Origin of the sequence: Nonomuraea sp. NPDC050394 (assembly GCF_044459065.1) — a bacterium.
Lineage (GTDB): Bacteria > Actinomycetota > Actinomycetes > Streptosporangiales > Streptosporangiaceae > Nonomuraea.
The window spans coordinates 103003-124117 of record NZ_JBITIO010000017.1 but is presented as its reverse complement, the minus strand read 5'-3'; the positions used below and the strand labels follow the sequence as shown (position 1 = coordinate 124117).

General features: G+C 70.5%; 26 protein-coding genes. 10 read left to right on the top strand and 16 right to left on the bottom strand.

Annotated features, from left to right (window positions below; genetic code table 11):
* Positions 1–30: 30 nt before the first annotated feature.
* Entirely contained in the window at positions 31–846 is an 816-nt protein-coding gene (locus ACIBKY_RS45230) for an FKBP-type peptidyl-prolyl cis-trans isomerase (RefSeq protein ID WP_397107146.1), read from the bottom strand.
* Between the two features lie 94 nt (positions 847–940).
* Between ACIBKY_RS45230 and ACIBKY_RS45225 the strand changes: the two genes are divergently transcribed.
* Complete coding sequence (locus ACIBKY_RS45225; protein WP_397107145.1) at positions 941–1978, top strand: DUF2293 domain-containing protein; 1038 nt, start codon at positions 941–943, stop codon at positions 1976–1978.
* Positions 1979–2289: 311 nt separating this feature from the next.
* Here the strand turns inward: ACIBKY_RS45225 and ACIBKY_RS45220 are convergent, their stop codons facing one another.
* The 3 genes from ACIBKY_RS45220 to ACIBKY_RS45210 form a co-directional block, all read right to left on the bottom strand.
* Positions 2290–2613 (bottom strand): hypothetical protein, encoded by a 324-nt coding sequence (locus tag ACIBKY_RS45220; protein WP_397107143.1) that lies wholly within the window; start codon positions 2611–2613, stop codon positions 2290–2292.
* A gap of 106 nt (positions 2614–2719) precedes the next feature.
* Complete coding sequence (locus tag ACIBKY_RS45215; protein ID WP_397107141.1) at positions 2720–3373, bottom strand: DUF433 domain-containing protein; 654 nt, start codon at positions 3371–3373, stop codon at positions 2720–2722.
* Positions 3374–4076: 703 nt separating this feature from the next.
* The gene (locus ACIBKY_RS45210) at positions 4077–4622 is read right to left on the bottom strand and encodes an HD domain-containing protein (RefSeq protein ID WP_397107140.1); all 546 of its coding nucleotides are present in this window, start codon (positions 4620–4622) and stop codon (positions 4077–4079) included.
* Between the two features lie 17 nt (positions 4623–4639).
* On the opposite strand from ACIBKY_RS45210, the gene ACIBKY_RS45205 reads away from it, so the two are divergent.
* Positions 4640–5014 (top strand): MmcQ/YjbR family DNA-binding protein, encoded by a 375-nt coding sequence (locus ACIBKY_RS45205; protein ID WP_397107138.1) that lies wholly within the window; start codon positions 4640–4642, stop codon positions 5012–5014.
* 77 nt (positions 5015–5091) lie between these two features.
* Here ACIBKY_RS45205 and ACIBKY_RS45200 read toward each other — a convergent pair whose 3' ends face one another.
* From ACIBKY_RS45200 to ACIBKY_RS45165, 8 genes are all read right to left on the bottom strand, one after another.
* Positions 5092–5676 carry a LysE family translocator gene (locus ACIBKY_RS45200; protein ID WP_397107137.1) on the bottom strand — a complete coding sequence of 195 codons (585 nt, stop codon included), beginning with the start codon at positions 5674–5676 and terminating at the stop codon, positions 5092–5094.
* Between the two features lie 187 nt (positions 5677–5863).
* A complete protein-coding gene (locus ACIBKY_RS45195; RefSeq protein WP_397107135.1) occupies positions 5864–6556 on the bottom strand; it encodes an ABC transporter ATP-binding protein in 693 nt (230 codons plus the stop codon).
* Positions 6556–7281, bottom strand: a complete 726-nt coding sequence (locus ACIBKY_RS45190; RefSeq protein ID WP_397107133.1) for an ABC transporter ATP-binding protein — start codon at positions 7279–7281, stop codon at positions 6556–6558. The genes ACIBKY_RS45195 and ACIBKY_RS45190 overlap by 1 nt, the downstream gene beginning before the upstream one ends.
* Positions 7265–8185 (bottom strand): branched-chain amino acid ABC transporter permease, encoded by a 921-nt coding sequence (locus ACIBKY_RS45185; protein WP_397107131.1) that lies wholly within the window; start codon positions 8183–8185, stop codon positions 7265–7267. The genes ACIBKY_RS45190 and ACIBKY_RS45185 overlap by 17 nt, the downstream gene beginning before the upstream one ends.
* Positions 8182–9039, bottom strand: a complete 858-nt coding sequence (locus ACIBKY_RS45180) for a branched-chain amino acid ABC transporter permease (protein WP_397107129.1) — start codon at positions 9037–9039, stop codon at positions 8182–8184. The genes ACIBKY_RS45185 and ACIBKY_RS45180 overlap by 4 nt, the downstream gene beginning before the upstream one ends.
* Positions 9036–10160: an ABC transporter substrate-binding protein gene (locus tag ACIBKY_RS45175; protein WP_397107128.1), complete on the bottom strand. Its 1125-nt coding sequence runs from the start codon at positions 10158–10160 to the stop codon at positions 9036–9038. The genes ACIBKY_RS45180 and ACIBKY_RS45175 overlap by 4 nt, the downstream gene beginning before the upstream one ends.
* A 66-nt stretch (positions 10161–10226) precedes the next feature.
* Positions 10227–10739: a 3-hydroxyanthranilate 3,4-dioxygenase gene (locus tag ACIBKY_RS45170; protein ID WP_397107126.1), complete on the bottom strand. Its 513-nt coding sequence runs from the start codon at positions 10737–10739 to the stop codon at positions 10227–10229.
* A gap of 9 nt (positions 10740–10748) precedes the next feature.
* Positions 10749–11543, bottom strand: a complete 795-nt coding sequence (locus ACIBKY_RS45165; RefSeq protein WP_397107124.1) for a 2-keto-4-pentenoate hydratase — start codon at positions 11541–11543, stop codon at positions 10749–10751.
* A gap of 78 nt (positions 11544–11621) precedes the next feature.
* Here ACIBKY_RS45165 and ACIBKY_RS45160 point away from each other — a divergent pair, with 78 nt between their 5' ends.
* From ACIBKY_RS45160 to ACIBKY_RS45140, 5 genes are all read left to right on the top strand, one after another.
* The gene (locus ACIBKY_RS45160; protein ID WP_397107122.1) at positions 11622–12329 is read left to right on the top strand and encodes a dienelactone hydrolase family protein; all 708 of its coding nucleotides are present in this window, start codon (positions 11622–11624) and stop codon (positions 12327–12329) included.
* Between the two features lie 78 nt (positions 12330–12407).
* On the top strand, positions 12408–12950 hold the full coding sequence (locus ACIBKY_RS45155) for a VanZ family protein (protein ID WP_397107120.1): 543 nt from the start codon (positions 12408–12410) through the stop codon (positions 12948–12950).
* 150 nt (positions 12951–13100) lie between these two features.
* Complete coding sequence (locus tag ACIBKY_RS45150) at positions 13101–13853, top strand: GntR family transcriptional regulator (protein ID WP_184971312.1); 753 nt, start codon at positions 13101–13103, stop codon at positions 13851–13853.
* A 125-nt stretch (positions 13854–13978) separates the two neighbouring features.
* Positions 13979–14200: a hypothetical protein gene (locus ACIBKY_RS45145; protein ID WP_184971314.1), complete on the top strand. Its 222-nt coding sequence runs from the start codon at positions 13979–13981 to the stop codon at positions 14198–14200.
* Positions 14201–14371: 171 nt separating this feature from the next.
* Positions 14372–14950: a hypothetical protein gene (locus ACIBKY_RS45140; protein ID WP_397107118.1), complete on the top strand. Its 579-nt coding sequence runs from the start codon at positions 14372–14374 to the stop codon at positions 14948–14950.
* Positions 14951–14971: 21 nt separating this feature from the next.
* On the opposite strand, the gene ACIBKY_RS45135 is transcribed toward ACIBKY_RS45140, so the two are convergent.
* Positions 14972–16042 (bottom strand): hypothetical protein, encoded by a 1071-nt coding sequence (locus ACIBKY_RS45135; protein ID WP_397107116.1) that lies wholly within the window; start codon positions 16040–16042, stop codon positions 14972–14974.
* Positions 16043–16176: 134 nt separating this feature from the next.
* Between ACIBKY_RS45135 and ACIBKY_RS45130 the strand changes: the two genes are divergently transcribed.
* From ACIBKY_RS45130 to ACIBKY_RS45120, 3 genes are all read left to right on the top strand, one after another.
* Positions 16177–16716: a gamma carbonic anhydrase family protein gene (locus ACIBKY_RS45130; RefSeq protein WP_379611910.1), complete on the top strand. Its 540-nt coding sequence runs from the start codon at positions 16177–16179 to the stop codon at positions 16714–16716.
* 51 nt (positions 16717–16767) lie between these two features.
* Positions 16768–18411, top strand: a complete 1644-nt coding sequence (locus ACIBKY_RS45125) for a hypothetical protein (protein ID WP_397107114.1) — start codon at positions 16768–16770, stop codon at positions 18409–18411.
* Positions 18412–18624: 213 nt separating this feature from the next.
* Positions 18625–18786 (top strand): hypothetical protein, encoded by a 162-nt coding sequence (locus tag ACIBKY_RS45120; RefSeq protein ID WP_379638691.1) that lies wholly within the window; start codon positions 18625–18627, stop codon positions 18784–18786.
* A gap of 90 nt (positions 18787–18876) precedes the next feature.
* Here ACIBKY_RS45120 and ACIBKY_RS45115 read toward each other — a convergent pair whose 3' ends face one another.
* The 3 genes from ACIBKY_RS45115 to ACIBKY_RS45105 are packed head-to-tail and all read right to left on the bottom strand — an operon-like array spanning position 18877 to position 21007.
* Positions 18877–19158, bottom strand: coding sequence for a metal-sensitive transcriptional regulator (locus ACIBKY_RS45115; protein ID WP_184971324.1), 282 nt, complete (start codon positions 19156–19158; stop codon positions 18877–18879).
* 38 nt (positions 19159–19196) lie between these two features.
* Positions 19197–20258, bottom strand: coding sequence for a glycosyltransferase (locus tag ACIBKY_RS45110; RefSeq protein WP_397107111.1), 1062 nt, complete (start codon positions 20256–20258; stop codon positions 19197–19199).
* The gene (locus ACIBKY_RS45105) at positions 20255–21007 is read right to left on the bottom strand and encodes a hypothetical protein (RefSeq protein WP_379611914.1); all 753 of its coding nucleotides are present in this window, start codon (positions 21005–21007) and stop codon (positions 20255–20257) included. Before ACIBKY_RS45105 ends, ACIBKY_RS45110 begins: the two co-directional genes overlap by 4 nt.
* Between the last annotated feature and the right edge of the window lie 108 nt (positions 21008–21115).

Here is a 21115-nt window from a genome sequence, read left to right as displayed (position 1 = left end):
GCAGCCCGCACCACCTGTTGTCCAGACCCATCAGAAGGTGTCGATGATGTCCACGACGTAAAGGAGCGGTCCACCGCCCGGAACGCCGATGCCGCCCGTGGTCGTGAAGCCCTTGGCGGCCGGGACGGTGACGGCCACGCGGCTGCCGACGGCCTTGCCGGTCAGCGCCTCGACCCAGCCGGGCGGGACCGCCCCGGGTACGAGCGTGAAGCCGCGCGGGCCGCCGCGCCGGAGAGAGGAGTCGAAGACCGTGCGCGCGGGCCACCTGGCGCCGACGTACTGCACCACGACCTTGGCTCCCGCCTCGACCACGGGACCGGAGCCGTCGATGAGCGTGCGCGAGGGCCCTTGCGCCCGGAGGTCCGCCGGGAGCTCGGGCAGCCCCTCCCCGAGCAGGCGGGCGTCGGCCGGGTAGCCGCCGAGGATGTCGAAGACCGCCACCAGCGTCTCCCCCGGGCCGACTCCCGCCGGAGCGCCGTCGCCCGCCGGGCCGACCAGCATCACCCGACTGCCCGCCGCGTGCCCGGCCAGCGCCTCGCGCCAGGCGTCCGGCACCTGCCCGCCGCCGAGCACGACGGTGGCGGGCTGGCGGGTGTCATAGGTGTTCATGTACGGCCTGTTGCCCTCCCACCGGCGTACCTCGACGTCGGTGACCACCACGTCCCCCTTCTGCGTCACCCGCCCGCCGCCCTCCCAGAGCACGGTGACCCGCGGCTCCCGGTCAGGGAGCTCGGTCGGCAGGCTGATGACCGGCTTGGTGCCGAAGGCGCCGGACACCCTCGGAGTGGCGGTGGCGAGCCCGCAGGAGGTGGCGAGCAGGATTGCGGCAAAACAGATCAGTCGCACACTTCGCTTCTTTGCCGCGATCACTCCAAGGGATTGGCATCTACCCCCAAAACCACATGGCCGACGTCCTCTCAGGATGCGGCATGCTGGGTGGGTGAGCAGGCCCAACCTCGCGCGGCGGGTGGCGGAAGCGGCCGAGATCGCGCTGACCCACCGCAAATACGTGACCTTCGTCGACGTCGTCACCGGCCTGCGCTGGCTGCACACGCGCCACGTCGACACCTGGCGCCAGGGCCGGGCCGCCACGCTGGCCGAACTGGCCGCGGTCGACGACGACCGGCTGCTGGACGCCGCCGCCCACCTGCGGGAATGGGCGCTGGGCAGGGGGCTGCGGCCGGTGGCGACGCCGTACGTGTCCAGCAGCCGCGACCGCCGCGACCTGCGCTTCACCAGAGACGGCGACCAGGAGCCCTACAGGACCCACTGGCTCTCACCTGACCTGAGCGAAGCCCGCGTCAAGCAGATCACCGAACGCCAGGCCAAAGCCCCCGACCTGGTGGCGGTGAAGCCAGTGGACGCCTGGACCTGCGCCGAATGCGGCGACACCGGCGACTACTTGATCATGGAAGAGGACCGTCCGCACTGCCTCACCTGTGCGGACCTGGACCACCTGATCCTGCTCCCCGCCGGCAACGCCACGCTGAGCCGCCGAGCCAAGAAGGAGAGCGGCCTGTCCGCCCTGGTGGTCGAGTACAACCGCAGACGCAAGATCTACCAGCGCGTGGGCGTGCTGGTGGAGGAGTCCGCACTGGCGCTGGCCGAGGAGTCATGCCTCGCCGACGAGGAGGTACGGCTACGCCGCCGCGACCGCGACCGGGTACGGCGGGCGGAGCAGGACGTCGAATACCAGACCAGGATGGCCACCGAGATAGCCCGCCTCTTCCCCGGCTGCCCAGCAGAAAGAACCCGCGAGATCGCCGAACACGCGGGCCAGCGAGGCAGCGGCAGGGTGGGCCGTTCAGCAGCGGCGAGAGCCCTGGACGAGAACGCGATCACCCTGGCGGTGGTGGCCTCGATCCGCCACCTGGACACCGACTACGACCGCCTGCTCATGTCCGGCGTCCCCCGCAAGGAAGCCCGCGACCGCATCCGCGACCAGATAACCGCCAAACTGGCCGAATTCCGCCCCTAAAAGCAAGGTGGTCGCTCCGCTCCCGCGCGTCTCCAGTCGGACCGGGGGCCCGACCCCTGAAGGACTTCGCTCCGCTCAGACGCCCTTTCCGGCCCCACCCCTTGCCCAGCTGGAGCGTTGGCCAGCTGACACCCACCCCGCACAAAGGTGCTCGCTCCGCTCGCGCGCCTGAACGAGGGGGCAAGCCCAGGCATGACCAGCGGCGCACAAGAACACCCGAACAGCCGGGTTCACAGGCGTCCGCGCTAGAGGCGGACAATGCGACGGCACCCGGCCCGAGATCTCAAAAAGGCCTGGCGGTCCCGCCCACACTACGGAGACGTAGGCCAGAACTTGGGCAGATTGACCGCAGGATCGGTCACCCGCAGCCGACTTGCCGGCGTGGGATCGACGCCTTTCAAAGTGATCAAGCGTGGTCCGCCGGCCTCTGCCAGCAGCGCCAGCGCGCTCGGCAGCCCAGCGGCGACCGTCGCGATGGCGATGCCCATCCCGAGCAGCCCGGGATGCTTGTGCGGGTATTCGATCCGGTGCAGACCGGAGGCCGCGATCGCGGCCACTTCCCGCGGTCGCTGCATCTGACGGCCGTCGTTGGTGAGGACGACGTGGAAGCCCTCGGCCGCGGCTCGCGGATACAAGGTCTCGTCACGCGTGCCCGATCAGCCAGGAAGATCCAGTAGATGGACGATGTCGTGGTTGAGCACGAAGCTGGTCAGGACCTGATGCAGGGGACGGGGGACGTTCTCATCCAGCAGCAGCCGCACGCTGCTCCCGAGGAGGGTCGTAGCTGTCGACGTAGGCGGCGAAGTCAGCGGCGTCCATCGCCGCGGTGGCGGACACGCTCGGGTAGTAGTCCGCGATCCGCTCGGCCGGGACACCGTCCCGCAGCAGTGCCGCGATCTCGTCGTACGGCACGCGGGTCCCTTCGATCACCGGCATACCACCACGGACCGCCGGGTCGACGGTGACGTGCTCCCTTGGACGCAGCAGGTCCGGGATATGCCGTCCATCGCGGTAGAACGGCCGCAACACCTCGACCATGTCATGGATGACGATATTGGCCCTGCGGTGCACCAGATCGGTGGCCTGACCCTGCTCGACCAAGTAGATCGTCGAGCCGTCGGTCACCAGCTGATAAGCCGACAGATGCTCGCGCTGTCGCAGATCGTCGCGGAGTGTGTCCAAGGCCCGGCGAATCTTCTGCAGGGACGCGTCGCTGCGCAGCTTCACACAGGTGCGCAACGCGACCAGGTCTCGAAACGAGTACAGCACGGGGCGTACCGGTGAGACCTCAGGCACCAGCACGGCGCCACGGCCAGAGCTGGCCTTACGCCAGTGCGCGAGCTGGCGAAGCGTGGCACCCGACAACGCCGCCGCCAGCTTCGGACTGTAGGACACCCACTTCACCGCCCTCCGCCTGAATCAGGGTCTTCATCATCGCAAACATCCCCACGATTCACTCGCCCTTACCCATCTTGATCGGGGAGGCCACCGCGGCTGCTGGAATCCGCATCCGGGTGTCGGCGCGGCGCCCATGCCATCAAGCTGACCGCCCGTAGCCACGGTGCCTGGCGCCTTTGCCGACATACCGGTCCATCCGGATGAAGCTCACGTGCCAGGACAGGTCCTGGCGTGCAGCACGACACCTTGGTCCGCACGGCTTCGAGCTGAGTTGTTCAGGCCGCCATGCTCAGGGCTTGTCAATCTCCGGGGTCCTCGGCGGTCGCGGTCGCCGTCTGGTCGTGCGCGTCGTCACCATGCTCGTGCCCACCCTTGGCGATCCCGCCGCCCCTGTGCCTTACGGCAAGTCGTCCGCGCGGCGCGGGTAGTTGATCCTGCGGCGCCGGGGTAGGCCGTGCCCTACCTGGTTTCGTCCGGTAACGGGTCTTGCCGTGCCTGTTGCCGCCGCCACCGGCGTCGTTGGTTCAGCTGGTCGTACCGGCAGGTTCGAGGGGACGGGCCGGTCTGCGGCGGGTCAGGCGGCGGGACCATGACGCCGGCCACGGCTGTCGGGCGCCCTCCGAACCGGGTAACAGCACAAGGGCAGGTCGTCCGGCGCTCCGACGCGGAGGGACATCGTGGTTGATGCGTCGGTCGGGGGTCAGGCCGGAAGCGGGTGGGTGAGGTGTTCGATGATGGGGCGCCACGTGGCAAGTTCTTCCAGGGGTGGCCGGGTCAGGCCGATCACCTTGCCCAGGTCGTCGGCTCGGCGGAGGGTGACGGCGGCCATGCCGTACGGGTGGGACTCGAAGACGGCCACCTCCGCGTCGGACATCAGCCCGCCCTGCAGTTCCAGCGTCCGGGCGGATTCCGGCGACAGGCGGCGCGACGGCTCGACGGTCGCCAGGTAGCGCTTCGCCGGAACGTGCAACTCCACCAGGCCGGCCACCCGCTCGCCCAGCAGCGGCCGGACGGCGTCGGCGCCGGCGCTCGCGTGTCCCGCCTCGTCGCCCGGGTGCAGCAGGTGGCCGATGTCGTGAACGAGCCCGGCGACCTGCAGTTCGAAGTCGTCGGGATGCCATTCGCGCACCACGGCCGCGACCTGCAGGCCGTGGTCGAGCAATGCCACCGGGTCGCCGGTACGGTCGGGGCTGTCCCAGGCGTCTTCGCAGCGGGTGAGGATGTCCATGAGTTCGTCGAGCGTCACCGGGATAGCGTTACCATATGCGCGACTGGCACGACATCAGAGACGAGCTACGAAATTTCGCACTCGGGCTGCCGGAGACTCATGAAGACCATCCATGGGGCGAATCGGTCATCAAGGTCAACAAGAAGGTCTTCCTCTTCCTCGGCATGGACGAGCCGACCGAGAAGTGGGACCCGACCTTCGGCGTGAAGCTGCTGTCGGAGACCCACGGACACGCCCTCACCGTCGAAGGCGCCGAGCCCAGCGGGTACGGCCTGGGCAAGGCCGGCTGGGTCACGGTGCCGTTCATGAGCGAGCTGCCCGAGACCGAGATCCTGCTCGACTGGGTCGAGGAGAGCTACCGGGCGATCGCCCCGAAACGGGCCATCAAGCTCTTGGACGGCCAGCCGTAACAGCGCGACGGCTATCGAACGGCCGGCCGTAACAGCGCGAAAGGCTTCCGAACGGCCGGCCGTAGCAGCGCGAAAGGCTACTGAACGGCCAGCCGTAGCGCGAACCCGACGAGCAGCACCCCCGTCACCCGCTCCACCCGCGCGCGCACCTTCGGCCGGCGCAGCAACGCGCCCACCCTGTCCACGACCACGTTGTAGAAGCTGAACCACAACGCGTAGAGGGCCGCGAAGATCGCCGACAGCAGCATCGGCGCCGCCCCCTCCATGAACTGCGGCAGGAACGTCACGAAGAACAGCAGCACCTTGGGGTTGAGCAGGTTCGACAGAAAGCCGTTGCGCACGTGCCGCAGTCCCGTGCCCGCGGGGGGCTCGGCGGGCGGCGCGACGACGGCACGGGCCCTGAGCCCCTGCACACCCAGCCAGAACAGGTACGCCACCCCCAGCCACCGCAACACGGAGAAGGCGGTGGGCGAGGCGGCGAGCAACGCCGACAGCCCGATCGCGGCGGCGACGGCGTGCACTCCGAGCCCGAGCAGCCCACCGGTCATGGTGAGAAGCCCGGCGGTGCGGCCGTGGGCGAGCGAGCTGCGCATGATGAGCGCGGCGTCGGGCCCGGGGATCATGATCATGATCAGGGCGGTGACCGAGAAGGTCAGCAGCATGGCGGGGGTCTCCCGGGAGCACTGGGGGCGCGCTCCCGCCAACCCGCTGGTGCGCAGGCCGCACGAGAACGCGGGTGAACACAAATATGCCTTGTGGGCAGACCCAATCTTAGGTGACGTGATCGGTCCTCACGACCCGGCCCCCCACACGCCGGTCCTCACGACCCGATCCCCCACACGCCGGTCCTCACGACCCGACCCCCAGGTACTCGGCGATCGCCGCGCCGTCACCGGCGAACTCCCCCGCGGCCGCCGCGTACACGAACCGGCCCTTCACCATGCATCTGACCTCGTCGGCGACCTCCAGCGCCAGCCGGAGGTTCTGTTCGACCAGCACCACCGAGATCCCCGTCTCACGCAGCCCCGCCAGCACGACGCCGAGCTCCTCGACCAGCCGGGGTGCCAGGCCCTCCGACGGCTCGTCGAGCAGCAGCAGACGCGGGTTGCCGAGCAGCGCGCGCCCGATGGCCAGCATCTCCTGTTCGCCTCCGGAGAGCTGGTCGCCGCGGTGGCGGCGGCGCGCGGAGAGGGCGGGGAAGATCTGGTAGACGCGCTCGACCGTCCAATCGCCAGGGGAGCGGGAGATCGCCAGCGTCTCCTCCACCGTGAGCGAGCGGAACACCCTGCGCCCCTGCGGCACGATGCGCACCCCCGCGCGGGCGATGCGCCGCGTGTCCAGGCCGGACAGTTCGCGCCCGGCCAGGGCGATCGACCCGGCCCATGGCCTGACCAGGCCCATCAGCGCGTGCACGAACGTGGTCTTGCCGGCCCCGTTGCGCCCGAGCACGGCCACGGCCCGGCCTTCGCCGAGGGTGAGGTCGGCGCCGTGCAGCACCTGGGCGGTGCCGTAACCGGCGGTGAGATCCTGGACGGTCAGCATCAAGTCCCCAAGTAGGCCTTCTGGACCTCGCGTGAGGCCCGCACCCGCGCGGGCGTGCCGTCGGCGATCACCTGGCCCGCCGCCAGCGCGGTCACCCGTGAGGCGACGGCGAAGACCAGGTCGAGGTCGTGCTCCACGATCATCACGGTGAGCTCGGCGGGCAGCGCCCGCACCAGCTCGGCCAGTTCCGCGCTCTCCGCCGCCGACATGCCCGCCGCCGGCTCGTCGAGCAGCAGCAGCCTGGGCCGCGCCGCCAGCGCCATCGCCAGTTCCAGCCGCCGGCCCTGCCCGTGCGAGAGCGCGCCGGCCGGCCCGTCCGGCTCGACGCCCATCGCCGCCAGGTGCCCGGCCGCCTCCCGCTCGATCTCCGCGCGCCGCCCGCGCGGCAGCCACGCCCGCAGCCTCAACCCCTGCCTCGCCCGTACGGCGAGCGCCACGTTCTCCAGGCACGTCAGCCCGGTGAACAGGCTGCTGTGCTGGAAGGTCCGCCCGATCCCGAGCCTGGCCCGGCGCGGCTCGGAGAGTTCGCTCACATCCCGCCCGGCGAACTCGATCCGCCCCGCCGATGGCCGCAGCGCCCCGGCGACCGCCGCGAACACCGTCGACTTCCCCGCGCCGTTGGGCCCGATGAGCGCCCGCCGTTCACCCTCCTCGACGGACAGGGAGACCCGGTCCACGGCGGCCAGCGCGCCGAAGCGCACGGTCAGCTCACGCAGCACGAGCACGTTTCCTCCACAGCCCGGCGAGCCCCTCGGGCAGCAGGTAGACACACAGCACGAACAACGCCCCCTCGACCAGCAGCCACTTGTCGCCCAGCGCGCCTGACGTGGCCTCGCGCAGCGCGATCAGGCCGGCCGCGGCCAGCGCGGGCCCGGCCAGCGAGTCGCGCCCGCCGAGCAGCACCATGACCAGCAGCAGCACCGAGACGCCCACGCCCAGGTGCGTCGGGGCCACGAAGGTGTCCTTCTGCGCCACCAGCGCGCCGCCCGCCGCGCACACCGCTCCGGCCACGGTGACGGCGGCCAGCCGTACCCCCGGGACGGAGTAGCCGAACGCGGCCATCCGCGCCTCGTTCTCGCGTGTGCCCGCGATGGCCGCGCCGAGCGGCCCGCGCCGCACCACCGCCAGCACCGCGAACCCGGCCGCGACCACCGCCAGCGCCCACCAGTAGAAGACCACAACGTACGGCATGGCCGTCTCCAGCCCGAACAACGTGCTGACCGGAATGCCGGCCAAGCCGTTGTCCCCGCCCGTGACCCGGCCGGCCCGCGTGGCCGCCTGGACCGCGATCTCCCCGATCGCCAGCGTGAACATCAGGAAGAAGAACCCCCGAGTACGCACCGCGAACCACCCGGTGACCAGCGCGAACACCACCCCCGCCAGCACCGCCGCACCCAGCTGCACCACGGCCGACTCGCTGAGATGCTTGGCCGTCAGCCCCGCGGCGTACGCGCCCACCCCCAGAAAGGCGGCGTGCCCCAGTGACGGCAGCCCCGCGTGCCCGACGAGGAGGGCGAGGCTCGCGGCCATCAGCCCGTAGGCCAGCCCGCCGGTGAGCAGGCTGAGCTGGTAGGCCCCCAGGACGAACGGCATGGCGGCCAGCACGGCGGCGGCCAGGACCGCCCTCACCCGGCCCGCCCGAACATCCCGGACGGGTTCCACAGAAGCACCGCCGCCATGACCGCGAACAGCAGGTACGCCGCCAGCTCCGGTACCAGAGACACCCCGACGGTCTGCACCTGCCCGACCAGCAGCGCCCCCACCACCGCCCCGCGGATGGAGGCGAGACCGCCGATCACGATGACGATCAGCGCCAGCACGAGCACCTCGCTGTCCAGCCCGGCCCGCAGGTTGAGCAGCGGCAGCCCCAGCACGCCGGCGAACGTGGCCAGCCCGCAGCCGGCCAGCATGACCGATAATCGGACCCGCGCGACGTCCACGCCGATCGCCGCGAGCATTCCGGGATCGTCCACCGCGGCCCTGACCAGGGCCCCCGCCCGGGTCCGCTCGAAGACCCAGTACACGATCGCGCCGATGACGAGACCGGCCGCGATCACCGCCACCCGGTAGACCGGATAGCTGCCGAGGACGCTGCCGTCCAGCCCGCCGGGTGGCGGAAGGGTGTGGAAGCCCCGGTCCACCACGCCGAGCAGAAACTCCGACAGCAGGATCGCCAGCCCCAGCGTGAGCAGGGCCTGGTCCAGATGACCGCGCCCGCGCAGCGGCAGGATCGCCGCCGACAGGACGCCGCCCAGCGCCACGCCGAGCGCGGCCACGAGCAGCGCGGCGCCCGCCCACATCCCGAGCCCGACCGAGGCGCCGCCGAGCAGCAGGAAGGCGACGTAGCCGCCGGCCATGTAGAGCGCGCCGTGGGCCAGGTTGAGCACGTCGAGCATGCCGTAGATCAGCGTCAGCCCGACCGCGAGCACGAACAGCAGCGCCCCGAACGCCAGCCCGTCGAACGCGTTGACGAGCAGGCTCACGAGGCCTCCGGCGCGATGGTGGCGATCACCTTGTTCACGCCGCCGGAGTACTCGCGGACATACCAGTTCTGCACGGGGTTGTGTTCGGCGTCCAGCGTGAACGGGCCGCGCGGGCTGGCGATCTCCCCCACCTGGCCCAGGGCCTGGGCGAGGTCGCCGCCCCGTCCGGCGGCCTGGTCGATGAGGCTCATGGCGTCCCAGCTCTGCAGCGCGACCACCGACGGGTTCTTGCCGGTCTTCGCCTTCCACTTGGCGGTGAAGGCCTGGTTGTCCGGGTTGTCGAGGGCGGGCGAGTACAGGCCGACGCTGGTGATGCCTTCCGCGTCGGCTCCGATCGCCTGCAGTACGTCTTCGTCGGTGATGTTCTGGCAGGTCAGGAGCTTGAGCTTCTTGTCGTAGCCGAACTGCCTGAAGTTCTTGGCGAACGTGATGGCCTCGCCGCCGGCGTAGAAGACGTAGAGGAACTTCGCCTCGGCGGGGATCTGGCTGAGGTACGGCTGGAAGTTCTGGGTCTTGCCGAACGGGGTGAGGATCTGCTTCAGCGGCTTGGCGCCGCCGCCCTTGGCGTAGCCCTCGGCGAAGCCCTTCAGCGTCTCGGTGCCGGCGGAATAGTCGGCGCCCATGAGCACGGCGCCGTCCTTGCCGTACGACTCGGCGGCGTGGCGGCCGGCCGCGTACCCGTGCATGTAGTTGGTGTAGGAGACGCGGAAGACGCCGGGGCCGCCCAGCGCGTCGGCGCCCGCGTTGGCGATGACCACGGGCGTCTTCTGGGCGGCGGCCTCCTTGGCCACGGCCACCGCGACCGGGGAGGCGATCAGCCCGGTGATCACGTTCACCTGGTCCTGGAGGGTGAGCTGCCTGGCCTTCTGCTGGCCGGTCTCCGGGGTGCCGGCGTCGTCGGCGACCACCAGCCTGGCCGTCTTCCCGCCCAGTTTTCCGCCGTGCTCGTCCAGGTAGAGGCGCATGGCGGTCTCCATGTCGTCGCCGAGCGCCGCGTACACGCCGGTCTGCGAGATGATCGCGCCGACCTTCACCACGGAGTCGTCGGCCGCCTGCCGGGTGGCCGCGCCACCGCACCCCGCGGCGAGCGCAACGGCCAGAGCGAGCAAGGCAAATCTCATCGGAGGCTCCCGCTGCCGCTTGCGTTTCCGAGATCCTCGCGCGTGCGGCGGCAGAAGGGAAGAGCGCTATCCCTTGCCCGGATGCAGCGCTCCGCAGTCGCGGCAGGTCCGCGCCGCCTGGTCGGCGTAGAAGGCGGCGAAAACCGGTGGCAGGTCCTTGACGATGTCGCGTACCTGGAGTTCCACCTCGTGCACCATGGCCCCGCACTCCTGGCAGTACCACCGGAAGGTCTCCAGCCGTCCCTCCTCGCGGATCTTCTCCACGACGAGGCCGACCGAGTCCGCCTCCCGCTGCGGCGAGTGCGGCAGGCCGGCCGGAAGCAGCCACATCTGCCCTTCGCGGATGTGGACGGTGTCCGGGCCCTCCGGCGTCATCACGTTGAGGCGCATGTTCCCCTTGATCTGGAAGAACAGCTCCTCGTACGGGTCGACGTGGAAGTCGGTGCGCTGGTTGGGACCGCCGACGACCATCACGATGAAGTCGCCGGCCTCCTCGAAGACCACCTTGTTGCCCACGGGCGGCTTGAGCAGGTGCTCGTGCTCCTCGATCCACTTGCCTAAGTCGATGGGTGGCAGCATGACCCCTCCCTATCCGAACACGGCCCGCACGGAGCCGAGCCCGTCGATCCGCACCTCGAAGGCGTCCCCGCTGACCGCCTCCACGAACGGCCCCAGCGTTCCGGTCAGCACCACGTCGCCCGCGCGCAGCGGGAACGCCGAGCGCCCCGTCGCGCCCGCCAGCCAGACCAGCGCGTTGAGCGGGTGCTCCATGACCTGCGCCCCCGACCCCGACGACACCTGCTCGCCGTTGCGCGTCATGGTCATGGCCGCCGTACGCAGGTCGAGACCGCGCAGATCCCGGGGGTCGCCACCCAGGACGAAGGCGCCGCTGGAGGCGTTGTCGGCGATCGTGTCGGCCGGGGTGATGTCCCAGCCCTCGATCCGGGAGTCGGCCACCTCGATGGCGGCCAGCGCGAAGTCCACCGCCCTGATCACCTCGGCGGTGGTGAACGGCCCGCCCTCCAGGTCCTCCTTGAGCACGAACGCCACCTCGCCCTCGACCCTCGGCTGCAGGAAGTCCCCGATCGGGATCGGCTGCCCGTCGAGGTGGCAGCGGTCCTGGAACAACATCCCGAAGTCCGGCTCGCCGATGCCGAACCGCCCGCGGACCTCCGCGTTGGTCATGCCGACCTTGCGGCCGACGAGCCTGCGCCCCTCCTGGAGCGCGCGCCGCGTGTTGATCTCCTGTACGGCGTAGCCGTCCCGTACCGACCCGACCAGGTCGCGGACCGGCGGGCACGGCTTGCCCGACGCGGCCGCGTCCAGCAGCCGGTCGGCCGCCTGGGTGCGCACGTCCACCGCTTCCGACCATTCATCGTGCATCTGAATCACTCCAGCCTGATGGTGGGCTCTCGTCATCGTCTCCCCTGTAGGGGATCTATGCCAATTACGCTGCCTGTCATGCGGACGCGTATCGATCAGGTGAACGCCCATGACGGGTCCTTCGACGTCCACGTCTGGCTGCCGGACTCCGGCCGCGGGCCGGGCATCCTGTTGCTGCAGGAGGTCTGGGGCGTCGGGCCGTACATCAGGAAGGTCGCCGAGGACCTTGCCGCGCTCGGCTACGTCGTGGCCGCCCCCGACCTGTTCTGGCGGGTGCGGCGCAACTGGCAGGGTGCCCACGACCTGGCGGGGCTCCAGGCCTCGATCGAGGTCGCGAGCCGGTTCGACGGCGCCCAGGGCGTGGCCGACAGCGGCACGACGCTGGCGCACCTGCGCGCGCTGCCCGAGGTCGCGGGCGGCGTCGGCTCGCTCGGCATCTGCCTGGGCGGTTCGCTGAACTTCGCGCTGGCCGCCGGCGAGCCCATGGACGCGGTGCTGTCGTTCTACGGCTCGCAGGTGCCCGACACCCTCGCCCTCATGGAGCGCGTCGACGCTCCCCTGCTGCTGGCCTTCGGCGGCGACGACCCGTACATCCCCCGCGAGCGGGTGGCCGAGGTGGAGCGGGCGGCGGCGGGCCGTCCCAACGTCCGGGTGTACGTGGACGAGCGGGCCGGACACGCATTCCACAACCATGAGGCCCCGGATTTCTACCACGAGGAGGCCGCCGCGGACCTCTGGCGGGTGGCCGTCGACTTCCTCGGGAAGCACATTCCGGTCCGTCCGTAATAGGCGTGCACAAAAGCTGCACACGGCCCCCACACACCCTGTCTGGTACGCCACTTCCCCGTACCCCACGATGAAGCCGTGACAGGGATCTTCACCATGTGGGGAAATGTCATCATCGCGACGCTTCTGACCGTTCCGGCGGCGGTGCTGGCGATCTTCCATCTCACCCGCGGCCGTGCCCGCCGCGCGCACCCCGCGCCCCTCCGCAGCGCGGTCGCCGACGTCGGGATCGTCATCGGCACCGCGCCCTGGATCTGGATGATCCTCACCCCCTCCGGCCGCCGGAACACGGTCGAACTCGTCCCCTTCCAGGTCTTGATCGACCTCGCCACCGGGCCATGGGAGACGGCATTCGTGCAGGTTGGCGGGAATCTACTGGTATTCGCCGCCCTGGGGGGACTGCTCCCGGTCCGCTCGGCGAGCTTCACCTCGCTGGCGCGCATCGCCCTCATCGCGGCGCTGGCCTCCACGACCGTCGAGTCCCTCCAGTACGGCCTGCGACTGGGCCGCGACTCAGCCACCGACGACGTCTTGGTCAACACGGCCGGGGCCGTACTGGCTGCCGTGATTACTCGCCGCTGGTGGGCCCCCGTAATACCGGGCAGGACCGTTCCAAGGTAACGGCCCGCGAAAACCCCCGAAGATCACCACACAGGCACGATCCACTCAAAAGAAGCACGCGACCAACCTGCGTATCTGTGCGATCGTGGACAAGACGGGGCAAGTTCTCTGGAGACGCCAAACCCGGTTGGTGACAGAGGGTGGTCAAACGTGTCTGAATCCCCGGTACCTCACGAGCCCCCCATCTATCGACGGATCGCCGACGGCCTCCGCGCGCGGATCATGGCCGGCGAATTGCGTGACGGGGATCGGCTACCGGGCGAGAACGCGCTCATGGCAGAGCACGACGTGGCACGCGCCACCGCTCGGCAGGCGCTTGCCGTACTCATCAACGAAGGGCTGGCGGTACCCAAGCGAGGTTCGGGGGTCTACGTGCGCTTGTTCAAACCGATCCGACGACACGGCTCCCGCCGGCTGTCCCGCGAGCAGTGGGGGCAGGGGCGGGCGATCTGGGACGCCGACACGCGCGGCCGTCCGTTCACCGTCGACGAGGTGGAGGTGGCCAGGGAGAACGCCACGGAAGACGTCTCAGCGGTGCTGGAGAGCGGCGAGGTATGGGTACGGCGGCGGCGCTATTCGGTCGACAGCCGCCCCGTCCAGCTCGCCACCTCCTACTTCCCCGCCGCGCTGGTCGAGGGCTCCGCCATCACGGTGGCCGACACCGGACCAGGCGGCGTCTACGCCCGCCTGGGCGACCTCGGACTGCCCCCGGCCCACTTCACCGAGGAGGTACGCGCCAGAATGCCCCGCCCGCGCGAGGCCGGCCTCCTGGGCCTGCCCGGCGGCACCCCCGTCATCGAGGTCTGCCGGACCGCCTACACCTCCGGCGGACTTCCGGTCGAGCTCAACGAGATGGTTTTGGACTCCGCAGCCTATGTACTTCAGTACGATTTCGATGCTTAGGTCAAGCCGAAATGTCAAGCGATAGGTTGACGTATCCCTCACGATCATTGCCCTCTCTAGAGAGGTGCCCCATCGTCAGAGGAGAAGGAATCATCGCCTAGCGGCGGCTCCCGGGAAGGGTGGTCATGTCCTTTGACCGGCACCTCGCGGAGATCGCCCGGGAGTTTCCGCACTGGACCATCTGGCGGAGCGACGCGGGACGCTGGTGGGCCACCCGGCATCACCCGCTCAGCGCCGAGCAGCGTGATGCCGGGTGCGCGATGACGATCGACGCCGACGACCCGGACGGTCTGCGCGACCAGCTCCGGGACCAGCAGAGGCGAGCGGGAACCCCGCCGCCCGCCTGACGGCTGGACCGTTCTCACGGTCCAGCGGGTTCAGGCGACACGAGCAGCCCGGTGCCGGGTCCAGCGTCTCGGCGGCTCCGGCACCGGGCCACCAAAAACGGGGCCAAGGTCGCGGAAGCCTCCGACCCTATCGGGGGCGGAGGCTTCCGCCCACGGAGTAGCGTCGGACCCATGCTCTTCGAACAGCGCCTGCGCGAAGGCATCGCCGACGGCACCATCACGCTCGCCTTCCGGCGCTGGAAACGCAGCCAGGTCAAGCCCGGCGGCCGCTACCGCATGGGCGACGGCCGCATCGCCGGCGTCTCCTCGGTCGAGGTGGTGCCCGACGCCACAGCCATCACCGAGGCCGACGCCCGCGCCGCGGGCTTCCCCGACGCCGCGACGCTCCGCCGCGACCTCGACGCCCGCGGTGACGACCCGATCCACCGCATCGGACTGCACCTCGCCGACGCGAGCGACCCGCGCGACGCACTCGCCGACTCCGCCGAGCTCTCCCCCGACGACCTCGCCGGCCTGCGCACCCGTATGGCCCGCTTCGGCCCCTGGGCAGTGCCCACGCTCCGCCTCATCGCCGAGCGCCCCGGCGTGCGGGCCGGCGACCTCGCTCCCGAGATCGGCCAGGACCTGCCCACGTTCAAGATCAATGTTCGCAAGCTCAAGAACCTCGGCCTCACCATCAGCCTCGGCACCGGCTATCGCGTCTCGCCGCGCGGGCGGGCGTACCTGGACATGACGCAGGCCCCGCCGTAGCGGGGCCCGCGACACCGTCGGTCACTTGCGCACGTCGGTCAGCCCGCCGATGTTGACGTCGGTGTCGTCGCTCGCGCGCTGGGGCTGGGGCTCCTCGATCGAGTCCGCCACGATCACCCGCACATCCTCCTGCGAGGGTACGGCGGGCTCCTCCTGAGCCGGGAACGTGACCACGTCCTGAGCCGCGGGCGTCTCCTGGGCGGGAAGCGTGAGCGCCTCGTCAGCGGGAACGGCCGGCGGCCCCTCCAGCAACGGCCCGGCGGCCGACTCGCTGCGCATCAGGTCGCCCAGCACGGCACTGATCTCGGTCAGGCGGCGTACCACCTCGCCATGGGTGTCGGTGAGGTAGCTGACCCGGCGCCCGGCGTGCTCGTCCAGCGAAGCGGCTCGCTGCTGCGCGGCCGTCAGCGTCGACTCGGCCTCTCCACGCGCCGAGTCGAGCGTCTGCTCCGCCTCGGCCCTGGCCGCGTTCATGGTCCGCTCGGCTTCGGCCTGCGCCCCTTCGACCAGGCGCTCGGACTCCGTGGTGGCCGCGCTCACCGCGCGGTCGGCCTCCGACCTGGCCTCGCGCAGGGCCTCTTCCGCCTCGGCCCGCGCGGTGGTCAGGGTCTCCTCCGCGTCAGAGCCGGCCTGGGCCAGCATGCGCTCGGCGGCCGAGGTGGCCTCGCCCACGCGGCGCTCGGCCTCGGCCTGGGCCGAGGTCAGGATGTTGTCGGCGGTCTCACGGGCGGAGGTGACCATGCGGTCGGACTCCGTCCTGGCGCTCTCCCGCACGCTGGCGGCCTCGCTGGCGGCGTCCTCCTTCTTGGCGGCCGCCTCCTCCTCGCCCAGCTTGAGGATCTGCGCCAGGCGCGGGCTCAGGTCCTCGTAGCTCTGCGGCGCCTCGACCATGCGCCGCCTGGCCTCGGCCAGTTCGATGCGACCCTGCTCCGCCTGGTCGATCGCCCGTGCCAGCCGCTCTTCGAGATCTCGGATTTGATTGCGGGTTCTCATCATGTAGTCGTGGACCTGACGGCGGTTGTAGCCGCGCATCACGACCTCGAAGGTGTCCTCTTGCATCAGATCGGGGATGCTCTCGTGCTGGTTTTTCATGGGGGTTACCTATGGTCTGCGTGAGGCGGGGGACTGCAATTTGTGAGTGTCTGACGACGAGACGTCAGGAATCGACTTTCCTGCCATCTGCCCACGTCCGCAACCGGAACGCCACACCTGGGGCAGGAATTACGATGTCCCGGGTGTACATAGCAGCGTTGGACAACGGGGCAGTTCCGGACATTCATCCCGAGGCGTACATAGCGCCAGGGGCCGTCGTCGTGGGCCGCGTCAGCGTGGGCCGGGCGGCGTCCATCTGGTACGGCTCCGTCCTGCGTGGAGACGATGAGCGAATCGAGATCGGGGAGGAGTGCAACGTCCAGGACCTCTGCTGCCTGCACTCCGATCCGGGAGAGCCGGCGATCCTGGAGCCGCGGGTCAGCCTGGGCCACAAGGCGATGGTCCACGGGGCGTACGTCGAGACCGGCGCCCTGATCGGCATCGGCGCCATCGTGCTCGGCGGCGCCCGGGTCGGCGCGGGCACCCTCGTGGCTGCGGGCGCGCTGGTCGGCCCCGGCAAGAGGATCCCGCCGGGCGTGCTCGTGGCGGGCGTCCCCGGCAAGGTCGTGCGCGAGCTCACCGACGACGACAGGGCCACGTTCGCGCGTACCCCGGATTCCTATATGGCCAAGGCGATCAGACACCGTTCGGCGTCCCCCCTCCGATCGTCATAACGGACATTCTGCCCCCTATTGCCGCCGACCGTGGCGGACCGGCGAAGTACGATGGCCGCCGTGCACCCCTTGGACCCCTTCTCGGCCGTCGAAGCGGACGTGCGCGCGCTCGTGGCGAACCCGCGCTGGGCCGGGCTCCCCGATCACCTCAGGGCCGAGGCGCTGGCGACCACGACGGTCGTCACCCCTGACGGCGGCCGCTGGCTCTTCGGCGCCCACGCCCGCTGGTACCTCCACGACCCCGCCGACGGGCGCTGGCACCTGGCCGCCCCGCCGCGCGGCCTGCCCGTCCGCGCCGGCCGCCACGGCTCGCCCGTCCTGAACCCCGGCCTGCTGCCCACAGGCGCCGACTTCATCGGCCCGGACGGGTCCACCCAGGCCTTCATCGGCCCCGACGTACACCCGGGCCTCACCGAGGAGATCCGGGTCCTGCTGCGCCGCGCGGGCCGCAAGTCGGAGCTCGACTACCCGCTGACCTCCTTCAGGGACGTCTTCGCCGCCGACGTCCCGAGCACGGTCGCCGCCGTCTGGGGCACGATCATGTGGTGCGCGTACGCGCCCGCGTTCGACGGCAACGAGCGCCTGCTCACCATCTTCGGCGAGTACCTGCGGCGGCCCCTGCCCGGCGACGAGTGGGTCCGCTGGCTCACCCGCCCCTCCCTGGAGGCCCTGGTCACGCTGTACGCGGAACGCGTACGCGCCACCGGCCGGCCCGACCCCTCACTGTCGGTCCCCTACCCCTGGAACACCCACCCGGGCAAGCCCCCCACCCCAGGCCCCGGCCACCCAGGGACCAGCCACACGGGAACCGGCCACTCGGGAACCGGGCATCCAGGTACCGGCCCCTCGACATCCGGCTCCTCGACGTCCGGTCACTCCGCTTCCGGCCACTCCGCTTCCGGTCAGCACGCGGCGGGCCATTCCGCGTACGGGACGACCGAGCACTCCCAAGGCGGCTCCGGCCCGCCCGGCGGCGCGCCGAGCGGGAAGGACACGCCGGGGAAGGCCGGGCTGCGGCTGGTGGCCCTCATGGCCGACACCGCGCAGATCCTGGCCGACGACCCGCGCTTCGCCCCCCGGGCCCACGCGCTGCTGGCCATGCTCAAGCCCCTGCTCCACCAGCCCTCCCTCGACCACGCCGCCGCCCTCAGAGGTGACGACACGGTACGGCGGGCGTGGCTGGCCCGCGTGCCCGCCGACCTGGCCAGGTGGATCCTGCCCGACACCGACCCCGGCACAGCCTTCCGGCACACGGTCTACGACCTGGTGGAGTCCCTGGCGTTCACCTCCGACGCGCCGAGGGCGGCGGCGTCCTTCCTGACCGATCTGCCGGGGGCGGGCGATCGGCTGCACGACTGGCTGGACCACCGGGTCCGCCATGCCTACGCCGAGCTCACCGCGCATGTCGCCGAATATGGGGAGCACACCGAGCCCGACGGCTTCGCCGTACCGGCGTTTCTGTGGACGGGCGCGACAGGCGGCTGGCCGGAGCGCGCGACCTCGCCGGCGACGGCGCGCGGAGTGCTGGTCGCCCCGCCGGACAGGGGTTCCGCGGCGGCGGTGCTGGGCGCGGCGTACGCGACCGGGCTGACGTGGTGCAGGCTGACGGGGGCGCGGATGCCGGAGGAAGGTCTGGCCGGGGCGCGGGCGATCGTCCGCAGGCTCGTGCACGAGCGCGACGACATCCACCCGTAAACCACTAATACCGTAATTTCTCTCTTACTCCCCCTATATCGTTCCTTCTCCTGAACAACCGGGCATTGGCTGAATTGTGATCTCGGAAACGGGAAATGATCCTGATGGGGCCCGGCGGTACAGAAAGGAATGACCCCGATGGGCCATGTCGCCTGAAGGGCCCCGGGCCGTAACCTCGTAGAGGGTGTGGGCTGCGGAAGGAAGGACGACGCGGTGGGGCACGATGACCTGGACTATCGGGTCCACGATCGTGTCGCGTTGGACGAGATTGCACTCTACGCCGAGGTGCTGACCGCCGTGGCAATCAGCGACCGGCGACTCACCTTGGCCGAGCTCGACGACGCGCTCGGATTGCGGACTTCAGCGAGTCACTGAAATGGGCCAGTACAAAGACCTAGTCCCGGACTCCCCAGGGGTCCGGGACCGCAGTGACAGGACTAGTCACTTCGACACTAGTCACTTCGACTAGGAGCGAACCAGACGCGCGATGGCCGCGGACGCCTCCTTCACCTTCGCGTCCGCCTCGGGCCCCCCTGTGTTGATCGCGTCGGCCACGCAGTGCGAGATGTGCTCCTCCAGCAGCCCGAGAGCCACGGCCTGAAGCGCGCGCGTGGCGGCGGAGACCTGTGTGAGGATGTCGATGCAGTAGGCGTCGTCCTCCACCATGCGCTGGAGGCCCCTGATCTGGCCCTCGACCCGGCGCAGCCGCGTGAGATAGGCCTGCTTGTCTCCGCTGTACCCATGCATGGTCCTACGGTACCCGTAAGCGGTATCGCGGGCCGCGTTCAGCGAAGTTCGCTGATCAGCTTCTCCCACTGCTCGCCCACACCGTCGGCCGAGTGGCGGGCGGTCGTCTCCAGCGCCCCGGCGGCCAGCGAACGGCGCCGCCGTTCGTCGTCGATGAGCGCCAGCAGCGCCGCGGCGAACATCTGCTCCTCGCCCTCGGGCACGAGCACCCCGTTGTAGCCGGTCGCCACGAACTCGCTCGGCCCCCTGGCCCCGTCGAAGGCCACCACGGGCACCCCGCAGCCCATCGCCTCCAGCACGGTCATCCCCAGGTCCTCGGTACGCGAGGTCGTCGCCACGATCGAGGCCTTGGCGAACTCGCCGGCCAGATCGGACGTGGTGCCCATGAAGTACACGTGGTTGTGCAGATCCAGTTCGCGCACCAGCGCGCGCAGCCGCCGCTCCTCCGGCCCGCCGCCGTAGAGCCGCAGCCGCCAGTCGGGACGCTTGTCGGCCACCATCGCGAACGCCCTGATCAACCGGTCGTACGCCTTGGCCGGCACCCACCGTCCACCGGCAGCCACGATCCGGTTGTCCATCCGCGAGCGCGGCCACGGCCCCCGGGGCAGCGCGTCCGGTACGGCCAGCACCTTCGGCCCCGCCTCGACCAGCCGCGTCCACTCCTCCCGCGCCGACTCGGTGGCCGTGACGACCGCGTCGAGCCGGGGGTAGAACTTGCGGACCGGGGCGGGCACCGATGGCCGGCCCCATTCGCGGGCGATGCGGAGGATCTCGCGCGGGCCGTACCTGGCGGCCTGGACAGACAATGCTGGCCGCGTCGTGATCAGAACATCACTCTTCAGCCCGCGCAACGTCCGCCACAGCGCCACCTCCGTGCGCATCTGCCCGCTGGGGAACAGGTGCCTGACGCCCGGCCGGACGTCCACCACCGAGCGGAGCCTGACCTTGGAGCCGACCGGGAAGAAGGGCTTCTCCTTCTGCCGCCTGATGCTGATCACTTCGACCTCGTGCCGCTCCGCGAGGGCGCTGGCGAGGTTGAGGGTGGACCGGATGTCGCCGCGCATGCCGTACGCGGAGGGGATCATCAGGCTGACCTTCACCCGCCTACCTCGATCCGCAGTTCGTCGTCGGCGGTGTAGCAGGGCCGGACGGGCACGCCGTCCACCTTGGTCGCCGGATAGTGCAGGCGGCGGCGTTTGCCGTCCACGTCGTCGAGACGCGAGCCCAGCCGCAGCGGCTCCGGCAGCCCCTCGACCTCCAGGGACGGCTCCCAGGTGCCCGAGGCCTCCGGGTCGGCGGCGATGACGTCCACGAGGGAGATCGCGGCATGGAAGCGCACGCCCTGGACGGTGGCCCGCGCGGACAGGTGCGCGGCCGACTGCCTGCGGCGCAGCGCGAGACTGGCCTCGTGGCGGGCGTCGTCGTCGTCCAGACCGGTGAAGGCGAGCAGGCCCATCACCTCGAACCGGCCCTCCCTGAACCACACCGAGCGCACCTCGGCCACGGGCTCCGCCTGGTCGATCTTGAGCGCGAGGAAGCCGTTGCGCGTGCGGTAGGAGCGGTAGGCGAAGGTGCGTTTGCACAACGCGTAGGTGTCGAGGTGGTCCAGCGAGAAGCCGGGGTCCACGCTCCTGAGCCTGGTCCTCGCGCCGTCGTGGCGCAGGTAGGCGTCCCACCGGCCGGCGATGAGGCCCAGCGGCGCCAGCGAGACCGCGAGCGTGGCCTCGCGTGACCTGTTTCCCGGCTTGCCGAGCACCACGTCGCGCTCGACGCCCGTTCCCCGATGGCGCAGCACCAGTTCGGTGCCTTCATCGAGCGGGTCGTCGATCGCGAGTCGCAGGGAGAGCACGTCAGCCAGAGTGACTTCCGCGTCTGTGACGACGACGCGCATCGCGAGCCCCCTCCCCGTCGAATGAAGCCATGCGACGTTGAGGTTACCGTGATTTTCCCGTTATGT

Coding starts and splice junctions, on each gene's coding strand:
- ACIBKY_RS45200 (WP_397107137.1), bottom strand. CDS start 5,676: ATGCTGCTGACCTTCTCGGTCACCGCCCTGATCATGATCATGATCCCC.
- ACIBKY_RS45175 (WP_397107128.1), bottom strand. CDS start 10,160: ATGAGATTTGCCTTGCTCGCTCTGGCCGTTGCGCTCGCCGCGGGGTGC.
- ACIBKY_RS45205 (WP_397107138.1), top strand. CDS start 4,640: ATGCGCGACTGGCACGACATCAGAGACGAGCTACGAAATTTCGCACTC.
- ACIBKY_RS45130 (WP_379611910.1), top strand. CDS start 16,177: ATGTCCCGGGTGTACATAGCAGCGTTGGACAACGGGGCAGTTCCGGAC.
- ACIBKY_RS45140 (WP_397107118.1), top strand. CDS start 14,372: ATGCTCTTCGAACAGCGCCTGCGCGAAGGCATCGCCGACGGCACCATC.
- ACIBKY_RS45195 (WP_397107135.1), bottom strand. CDS start 6,556: ATGCTGACCGTCCAGGATCTCACCGCCGGTTACGGCACCGCCCAGGTG.
- ACIBKY_RS45170 (WP_397107126.1), bottom strand. CDS start 10,739: ATGCTGCCACCCATCGACTTAGGCAAGTGGATCGAGGAGCACGAGCAC.
- ACIBKY_RS45145 (WP_184971314.1), top strand. CDS start 13,979: ATGTCCTTTGACCGGCACCTCGCGGAGATCGCCCGGGAGTTTCCGCAC.
- ACIBKY_RS45135 (WP_397107116.1), bottom strand. CDS start 16,042: ATGAAAAACCAGCACGAGAGCATCCCCGATCTGATGCAAGAGGACACC.
- ACIBKY_RS45115 (WP_184971324.1), bottom strand. CDS start 19,158: ATGCATGGGTACAGCGGAGACAAGCAGGCCTATCTCACGCGGCTGCGC.
- ACIBKY_RS45165 (WP_397107124.1), bottom strand. CDS start 11,543: ATGCACGATGAATGGTCGGAAGCGGTGGACGTGCGCACCCAGGCGGCC.
- ACIBKY_RS45160 (WP_397107122.1), top strand. CDS start 11,622: ATGCGGACGCGTATCGATCAGGTGAACGCCCATGACGGGTCCTTCGAC.
- ACIBKY_RS45125 (WP_397107114.1), top strand. CDS start 16,768: ATGGCCGCCGTGCACCCCTTGGACCCCTTCTCGGCCGTCGAAGCGGAC.